At 43.5% G+C, this 1,947-nt stretch carries 1 protein-coding gene and 1 pseudogene; one reads left to right on the forward strand and one right to left on the reverse strand.

Features of this window, described 5'->3' with window-relative positions:
* Positions 1–96: 96 nt before the first annotated feature.
* A complete protein-coding gene (locus tag Q4526_RS02815; RefSeq protein WP_001339197.1) occupies positions 97–1,305 on the reverse strand; it encodes an IS4-like element ISVsa5 family transposase in 1,209 nt (402 codons plus the stop codon).
* 160 nt (positions 1,306–1,465) lie between these two features.
* Here Q4526_RS02815 and Q4526_RS02820 point away from each other — a divergent pair.
* Positions 1,466–1,939 (forward strand): annotated as a pseudogene (locus tag Q4526_RS02820) (CatA-like O-acetyltransferase); the annotation flags it as partial.
* Positions 1,940–1,947: the final 8 nt, after the last annotated feature.

A 1,947-nucleotide genomic window follows, 5' to 3' on the forward strand; every position in this document is an offset into this window, starting at 1 on the left:
CAACTTTTGGCGAAAATGAGACGTTGATCGGCACGTAAGAGGTTCCAACTTTCACCATAATGAAATAAGATCACTACCGGGCGCTGAGAGATCCCCTCATAATTTCCCCAAAGCGTAACCATGTGTGAATAAATTTTGAGCTAGTAGGGTTGCAGCCACGAGTAAGTCTTCCCTTGTTATTGTGTAGCCAGAATGCCGCAAAACTTCCATGCCTAAGCGAACTGTTGAGAGTACGTTTCGATTTCTGACTGTGTTAGCCTGGAAGTGCTTGTCCCAACCTTGTTTCTGAGCATGAACGCCCGCAAGCCAACATGTTAGTTGAAGCATCAGGGCGATTAGCAGCATGATATCAAAACGCTCTGAGCTGCTCGTTCGGCTATGGCGTAGGCCTAGTCCGTAGGCAGGACTTTTCAAGTCTCGGAAGGTTTCTTCAATCTGCATTCGCTTCGAATAGATATTAACAAGTTGTTTGGGTGTTCGAATTTCAACAGGTAAGTTAGTTGCTAGAACCCATGGCTCCTTTGCCGACGCTGAGTAGATTTTAGGTGACGGGTGGTGACAATGAGTCCGTGTCGAGCGCTGATTTTTTCGGCCTTTAGAGCGAGATTTATACAATAGAATTTGGCATGAGATTGGATTGCTTTTAGTCAGCCTCTTATAGCCTAAAGTCTTTGAGTGACTAGATGACATATCATGTAAGTTGCTGATAGGTTTCCAGTTTTCCGCTCCTAGGTCTGCATATTGTACTTTTCCTCTTACTCGACTTAACCAGTACCAACCCAGCTTCTCAACGGATTTATACCATGGCACTTTAAAGCCAGCATCACTGACAATGAGCGGTGTGGTGTTACTCGGTAGAATGCTCGCAAGGTCGGCTAGAAATTGGTCATGAGCTTTCTTTGAACATTGCTCTGAAAGCGGGAACGCTTTCTCATAAAGAGTAACAGAACGACCGTGTAGTGCGACTGAAGCTCGCAATACCATAAGTCGTTTTTGCTCACGAATATCAGACCAGTCAACAAGTACAATGGGCATCGTATTGCCCGAACAGATAAAGCTAGCATGCCAACGGTATACAGCGAGTCGCTCTTTGTGGAGGTGACGATTACCTAACAATCGGTCGATTCGTTTGATGTTATGTTTTGTTCTCGCTTTGGTTGGCAGGTTACGGCCAAGTTCGGTAAGAGTGAGAGTTTTACAGTCAAGTAATGCGTGGCAAGCCAACGTTAAGCTGTTGAGTCGTTTTAAGTGTAATTCGGGGCAGAATTGGTAAAGAGAGTCGTGTAAAATATCGAGTTCGCACATCTTGTTGTCTGATTATTGATTTTTCGCGAAACCATTTGATCATATGACAAGATGTGTATCCACCTTAACTTAATGATTTTTACCAAAATCATTAGGGGATTCATCAGTACCGGGCGTATTTTTTGAGTTATCGAGATTTTCAGGAGCTAAGGAAGCTAAAATGGAGAAAAAAATCACTGGATATACCACCGTTGATATATCCCAATGGCATCGTAAAGAACATTTTGAGGCATTTCAGTCAGTTGCTCAATGTACCTATAACCAGACCGTTCAGCTGGATATTACGGCCTTTTTAAAGACCGTAAAGAAAAATAAGCACAAGTTTTATCCGGCCTTTATTCACATTCTTGCCCGCCTGATGAATGCTCATCCGGAATTTCGTATGGCAATGAAAGACGGTGAGCTGGTGATATGGGATAGTGTTCACCCTTGTTACACCGTTTTCCATGAGCAAACTGAAACGTTTTCATCGCTCTGGAGTGAATACCACGACGATTTCCGGCAGTTTCTACACATATATTCGCAAGATGTGGCGTGTTACGGTGAAAACCTGGCCTATTTCCCTAAAGGGTTTATTGAGAAGACGTTTAACGTCTCAGCCAATCCCTGGGTGAGTTTCACCAGTCATAACATATAGTTAAA

This window comes from Gilvimarinus sp. 2_MG-2023 (assembly GCF_030547685.1).
GTDB lineage: Bacteria > Pseudomonadota > Gammaproteobacteria > Pseudomonadales > Cellvibrionaceae > Gilvimarinus.